This is a genomic window from Micromonospora cabrerizensis (genome assembly GCF_022230955.1).
Lineage (GTDB): Bacteria > Actinomycetota > Actinomycetes > Mycobacteriales > Micromonosporaceae > Micromonospora > Micromonospora cabrerizensis.
Map to the genome: position 1 here is coordinate 23,571 of NZ_JAKKFI010000121.1, position 6,371 is coordinate 29,941.

Annotated in this window: 5 protein-coding genes; all 5 read right to left on the minus strand. The window is 72.2% G+C overall.

Annotation, left to right across the window (positions count from 1 at the left end; all coding sequences use genetic code 11):
• Positions 1 to 31 precede the first annotated feature (31 nt).
• The 5 genes from LADH09A_RS30240 to pyrG all read right to left on the minus strand — a co-directional run bounded on the left by LADH09A_RS30240 (position 32) and on the right by pyrG (position 6,062).
• Positions 32 to 955 (minus strand): ParA family protein, encoded by a 924-nt coding sequence (locus LADH09A_RS30240; protein WP_030487987.1) that lies wholly within the window; start codon positions 953 to 955, stop codon positions 32 to 34.
• Between the two features lie 180 nt (positions 956 to 1,135).
• Positions 1,136 to 2,128 (minus strand): site-specific tyrosine recombinase XerD, encoded by a 993-nt coding sequence (locus LADH09A_RS30245; RefSeq protein WP_274530393.1) that lies wholly within the window; start codon positions 2,126 to 2,128, stop codon positions 1,136 to 1,138.
• 40 nt (positions 2,129 to 2,168) lie between these two features.
• Positions 2,169 to 3,284 carry an alanine dehydrogenase gene (gene ald / locus LADH09A_RS30250; protein ID WP_238649077.1) on the minus strand — a complete coding sequence of 372 codons (1,116 nt, stop codon included), beginning with the start codon at positions 3,282 to 3,284 and terminating at the stop codon, positions 2,169 to 2,171.
• A gap of 344 nt (positions 3,285 to 3,628) precedes the next feature.
• On the minus strand, positions 3,629 to 4,234 hold the full coding sequence (locus LADH09A_RS30255; protein WP_238649078.1) for an NUDIX domain-containing protein: 606 nt from the start codon (positions 4,232 to 4,234) through the stop codon (positions 3,629 to 3,631).
• A gap of 76 nt (positions 4,235 to 4,310) precedes the next feature.
• Entirely contained in the window at positions 4,311 to 6,062 is a 1,752-nt protein-coding gene (gene pyrG / locus LADH09A_RS30260; RefSeq protein ID WP_238649079.1) for a CTP synthase, read from the minus strand.
• Positions 6,063 to 6,371 lie beyond the last annotated feature (309 nt).

Sequence of the window (6,371 nt, forward strand, 5' to 3'; positions counted from 1 at the left end):
TAGTCCACGAGGCGGGCACCGGGCGTTCCGGCTACCGCTCCGACTGGGCGGCGATCACCTCGCGGGCCAGCTGACGGTAGTTGCGCGCCCCGGAGGACGCCGGGTCCATCGTCGTGATCGGCGCACCGGCCACGGTGGACTCGGGGAACTTCACCGTCTTGGTGATGACCGTCTGGTAGACCTTGTCGCCGAACGCCTCCACCACCCGCTGCAACACCTGACGGCAGTGCGTGGTGCGGCTGTCGTACATGGTGGCGAGGATGCCTTCCAGCTCCAGGTCGAAGTTGAGCCGCTCCCGCACCTTGTCGATGGTGTCCAGCAGCAGCGCCACACCGCGCAGGCTGAAGAACTCGCACTCCAGCGGGATGAGCACACCGTGCGCGACGGTCAGCGCGTTGATCGCCAGCAGGCCGAGTGACGGCTGGCAGTCGATCAGGATGTAGTCGTACTCCTTGCGGACCGTGCGCAGCACCCGCGCCAGGGCCATCTCCCGGGCCACCTCGTTGACGAGCTGGATCTCGGCGGCGGAGAGGTCGATGTTGGCCGGCAGCAGGTGCAACCCCGCGACGTCGGTCTTGATGACGACGTCCTCGGCGATGATGTCGTCCTGCATGAGCAGGTTGTAGATGGACAGGTCGAGGTTATGCGGGTTGACGCCCAGCCCCACCGAGAGCGCGCCCTGCGGGTCGAAGTCGACCAGCAGCACCTTGCGGCCGTATTCGGCGAGCGCCGCGCCCAGGTTGATGGTGGTGGTGGTCTTACCCACGCCACCCTTCTGGTTGGCCATCGCGATGATGCGCGCGGGGCCGTGCCGATCGGTGGGCATCGGCTCCGGGATGGGCTTGCGCATCGTGTAGGCAGCCGGGTCCGCGGGGCCGAGGTCCGCACCGAGCGTGGCCTGCTGCTCGCGGAGCTCCGACGTCCAGGTCTCGGCACGGTCACCGTTGCCAGCCATGTGCTCGTTGCCCCCTCCCGACGACCCCACCCGGCGTCGGAGCCGTCCGACGTCCTTCGCGGCGCCGCTGCGCACCCCGGTCGTGTCGCCCCAGGAGGTCCGCGCCGATGCCGACTGTACGCCACCGACCAGCAGGGGGTTCGGCACCGGCCCGGCGTGTCGGCGCCGACCGCGACCCGTTCAGCCCCGGGCGCGCGGATGCGCGGTGGCGTACACCTCGCGCAACCGCTCCACGGTGACCAACGTGTAGACCTGGGTGGTGGTCACCGATGCGTGCCCGAGCAGCTCCTGGACCACCCGGACGTCGGCGCCGCCGTCGAGCAGGTGCGTGGCGTAGGAGTGGCGCAGGGTGTGCGGGGAGACGGCGGCGGGCCCGTCGACGGGCAGCCCGGCCCGCTCGGCGGCGCGGCGCAGGATGCCCCAGGCGCCCTGGCGGGACAGCGCGCCACCACGTGCGTTGAGGAACACCGCCGGCGTTCCCCGGCCGGCGGCGGCCAGCGAGGGGCGGGCCCGGACCAGGTAGGCGCGCACGGCGTCGACGGCGTACCCACCGATCGGGACCAGTCGGACCCGGCCGCCCTTGCCGCGCAACACGACGGTGCCCTCGTCGGTGTCGAGGTCGTCCAGGGCGGCGCCGACCGCCTCGGAGATCCGCGCGCCGGTGCCGTACAGGAATTCCAGCAGCGCCCGGTCGCGCAGCGCGAGGGGCGCGTCCTCGCCGGTCGCGGTGATCGGGCCAGCGAGGTCGAGCAGCCGGACCACGTCGTCGACCGGCAGGGCCCGGGGCAGCCGGCGCGGCGGGGTGGGCGGGCGGACGTCGCGGCTGGGGTCCGCGCCGGCCAGCCCCTCACGCAGCGCGAAACGGTGCAGGCCCCGGACCGCACTGGCCGCCCGGGCGGCGGAGGAGACCGCCAGCGGCGGGTGGGCGTCGTCGCCCGCGCGCAGCCGCGCGAGGTGCGCCTCGACCAGGCCGGCGCCGACCGACGCGAGGTCGGTGACGCCGGCGTCGACCAGGGTGTCGAGATAGCGGTCCAGATCCCGACGGTACGAGGTGAGCGTGTTCGCCGACAGGCCACGTTCGACGGTCAGGTGGTCGAGGTAGCCGCGCACGGCACGGCGAAGGGCCGGCGTGGGCTGGTCGCCCACGCCGGCGCCGGCTACACCGTCGGTCAGTGCCCTGCCCCTCGGCTCGCTACCGCTCGGCCCCCACCGTTCAGGCCAGCGCGTCGGCCAGCGGGAGCACGTCCATGCCGTGCGCCTCGGCGACCGGGCCGTAGGTGACCTGCCCGTCGTGGGTGTTCAGGCCCAGCGCCAGCGCCGGGTCGTTGCGCAGCGCCTCGCGCCAGCCCTGGTTGGCCAGCTCCAGCGCGTACGGGAGGGTGACGTTGGTCAGCGCGTAGGTGCTGGTGTTCGGCACCGCGCCGGGCATGTTTGCCACGCAGTAGAAGATCGACTCGTGGACCTTGTAGACCGGGTCGGCGTGCGTGGTGGGACGCGAGTCCTCGAAGCAGCCGCCCTGGTCGATGGCGATGTCGACGAGCACACTGCCCGGCTTCATCCGCGAGACCAGCTCGTTGGAGATCAGCGTCGGCGCCTTCGTGCCGGGCACCAGCACCGCGCCGATGACCAGGTCGGCGTCGAGCACGGCCCGCTCGACCTCGTAGGCGTTGGACGCGACGGTCTGCAGGTGACCCCGGTAGATGGCGTCGGCCGCGCGCAGCCGGGCGACGTTCTTGTCCAGCAGCAGCACCTCGGACTGCAGGCCCAGCGCGATCGCGGCGGCGTTCATGCCGGAGACGCCGGCGCCGATGACCACGGTCTTGGCCGCGTACACCCCGGAGACACCACCGGGCAGCACACCGCGGCCCCCGCCGGTGCGCATCATGTAGAAGGCGCCCATCTGCGGGGCGAGCCGGCCGGCGACCTCGGACATCGGGGCGAGCAGCGGCAGCGACCGGTCGGGCAGCTCGACCGTCTCGTACGCGATGCCGGTGACCTTGCGGTCGACCAGCGCGTCGGTGCACTCCTTGGAGGCGGCCAGGTGCAGGTAGGTGAAGAGCACCTGCCCCTCGCGCATCCGGTGGTACTCCTCGGCGATCGGCTCCTTGACCTTGAGCACCAGCTCGGCGGTCTCCCACACCTCGTCGGCGGTGGCGAGGATCTGCGCGCCCGCGGCGGCGAACTCCTCGTCGGTGATGCTGGAGCCGACACCGGCGCCGGACTCGACGAAGACCTGGTGGCCGCTGCGGGTGAACTCGTTGACGCCCGCTGGCGTGATCGCCACGCGGTACTCGTGGTTCTTGACCTCGCGTGGGATTCCGACCTTCACGATGCAGACACCTCTCTTCGGGGCTGCTCTCCCCCGACTGCTCGGTGCCGCGACGGCCCCTTTGCCACCGCGGTCCACCGGTCCCGCCGGCGGCAGTCTAGGCGCGCCCGGTGCCGCCGCGAGCCAGCACAGTGGCATCCGGTGACCGGGTGTCCTGACGAAGTGTCAGGGCGCCGCCGGAGATTTCGCCGGTGGCCCCGTGGCCTTCGCCGTCGGGACAGTGTCGGCCCATTATCGCCTGATCTGCCGGATGCCGCTGCGCACAGCCGGCAAGGGGCCCCGCGGCTGACCGCGGGGCCCCTTGTCACGCGTACCCCCTCGGGCGGGGTGACCGGCGATGACGCTCAGCGTGGCAGCGGCGCGTCCGCCCGGCGCAGCGCCGACCAACCGGTGTCCCGGGCGCGGGCGGTGGCGAACAGACCGGCCACCGCGGACGCGTTGGTGATCTCGCCGGCCAGGACCATGGCGACCGCCTCGTCCAGGTCGATCCGGACGACCTGGAGGTCGGCCTCCTCGTCGCGGCGCTCGTGACGCTCGTCGGCCGGCACCTCGGCGAGGTCCCGGGCGAGGAAGACCCGCACCAGCTCGTTGGTGAACCCGGGCGAGCTGTGCAGGTCGACCAGCACGTCGACCTGCCCGGCGGTGAGGTCCGCCTCCTCGGCCAGCTCCCGCAACGCGGCAGCGGGCAACTCCTCGCCGGAGACGTCCATCAGCCCGGCGGGCAGCTCCCACAGGTGCCGCCCGACCGGGTGCCGGTACTGGCGGATCAGCACCACCTGGCCGGCGTCGTCGAGCGCCACCACGGCCACCGCCCCGACGTGCCGGACGAGGTCACGCATCCCCGTCCCGCCGCCGGGCATGGTCACCTCCTCGGTGACCACGTCGAAGATCCGCCCCCGGTACCGCTCCTCACGGGACCGCACCTCGTAGCGGTGCTCAAGGTTGCTCACGCCGTCGCCTCGCTGCGCTCGACGACGGCGCGAGGCGCCACGCTGCTGAGCTTGCTGGTTCGCTCGCTGCGCTCGCTCACGAGGACGACGCGGCCTTGGTCGCGGCGCCGTTGCGGGCGGCCTTGCGCGTCGTCGGGGCCTCCGACGCCGCATCCAGGTCGACCGGCAGCTGGTCGGCCTGCGAGTACGCCACCGCGGCCTTGACGAACGAGGCGAACAGCGGGTGCGGTCGGGTGGGGCGGCTCTTCAGCTCCGGGTGCGCCTGGGTGGCCACGAAGAACGGGTGCAGGCTGCGGTCCAGCTCGACGAACTCGACCAGCCGGCCGTCCGGCGAGGTGCCGGAGATGTGCAGACCCGCCTTGGTCAGCGCGTCCCGGTAGGCGTTGTTCACCTCGTAACGGTGCCGGTGCCGCTCGCTGATCTCGGTGCTGCCGTACGCCTCGGCGACGATCGAGCCCTCGGTCAGCGTCGCCGGGTACGCCCCGAGCCGCATGGTGCCGCCCAGGTCGCCCTTGCCGGCGACGATGTCCTCCTGGTCGGCCATGGTGGCGATGACCGGGTGCGCGGCCTGCTCGTCGAACTCCAACGAGTTGGCGCCGTCCAGGCTGGCCAGGTGCCGGGCCACCTCGATGGTCATGCACTGCAGACCGAGGCAGAGGCCGAGCAGCGGGATGCCGTTCTCGCGGGCGTACCGGGCGGTGCCGATCTTGCCCTCGATGCCGCGTACGCCGAAGCCGCCGGGGATGAGGATGCCGTCCACGCCGGCCAGCGCCGCCGCGGCCCCGGCCGGGGTGACGCACTCGTCGCTGGGCACCCAGCGCAGCTGCACCCGGGCCCGGTGACCGAAACCGGCCGCCCGGATGGCCTCGCTGACCGACAGGTACGCGTCGGGCAGGTCGACGTACTTGCCGACCACCGCGACGGTGACCGTGTGCCGGGGCCGGTGCACCCGCTCCAGCAGGTCGTCCCAGCTGGCCCAGTCCACGTCCCGGAACGACAGGCCGAGGCGGCGCACCACGTACGCGTCGAGCCCCTCCCGGTGCAGCACCTTCGGGATGTCGTAGATGCTCGGGGCGTCCGGGGCGGCGACGACGGCCTCGGTGTCCACGTCGCAGTAGAGCGACAGCTTCTCCTTGAGCTTGACCGGGATCTCCCGGTCGCAGCGCAGCACGATCGCGTCGGGCTGGATACCGATGTTGCGCAGCTGCGCCACCGAGTGCTGGGTCGGCTTGGTCTTCAGCTCACCCGACGGCGCCAGGTACGGCACCAGGGAGACGTGCAGGTAGAAGCAGTTGTCCCGGCCCAGGTCGTGGCGGACCTGGCGGATCGCCTCCAGGAACGGCAGCGACTCGATGTCGCCGACCGTGCCGCCGACCTCGGTGATCACCACGTCGGGGAGCTGGCCGTCCTCGTCCGGGTCGGCCATCGCCAGGATCCGCGACTTGATCTCGTTGGTGATGTGCGGGATGACCTGGACGGTGTCGCCGAGGTATTCCCCGCGCCGCTCCTTGGCGATCACGTCGGAGTAGATCTGGCCGGTGGTGACGTTCGCCTTGCCGGACAGCGCCCGGTCGAGGAAGCGCTCGTAGTGCCCGACGTCGAGGTCGGTCTCCGCGCCGTCCTCGGTGACGAAGACCTCACCGTGCTGGAACGGGTTCATCGTCCCCGGGTCGACGTTCAGGTAGGGGTCGAGCTTCTGCATCACCACCCGCAACCCGCGGGCGGTCAGCAGGTTGCCGAGGCTGGAGGCGGTGAGGCCCTTACCCAGCGAGGAGGCGACGCCCCCGGTGACGAAAATGTGCCTGGTCGTCCGTGCTGATGGGGCCAAGGCCTGCTCCCGTGTCGTCTGTCGCGGTCATGCAGACCGCCGTGCTTGATCAGCAAAAGTGATCACGCGATCCACGGGATTCGACGGTAACACCTCCCTGGCGGGTACTCGCAGGCCGCACCCCGGCTGCGACACCTGCGGGTCATCCGGGCGAGGTCCGGCGCTCAGGAGGCGGCAACCTCGCTCGACGACCGGGTGACCTGCCGGGGCGGCACGGCGGGCCCACCACCGGTCGGCTCCGCCGGGGCGGCGCTGGGCTCGGCCGGGGCGTCGACGCCGGCACTGGGCTCGGCCGGGGCGTCGACGCCG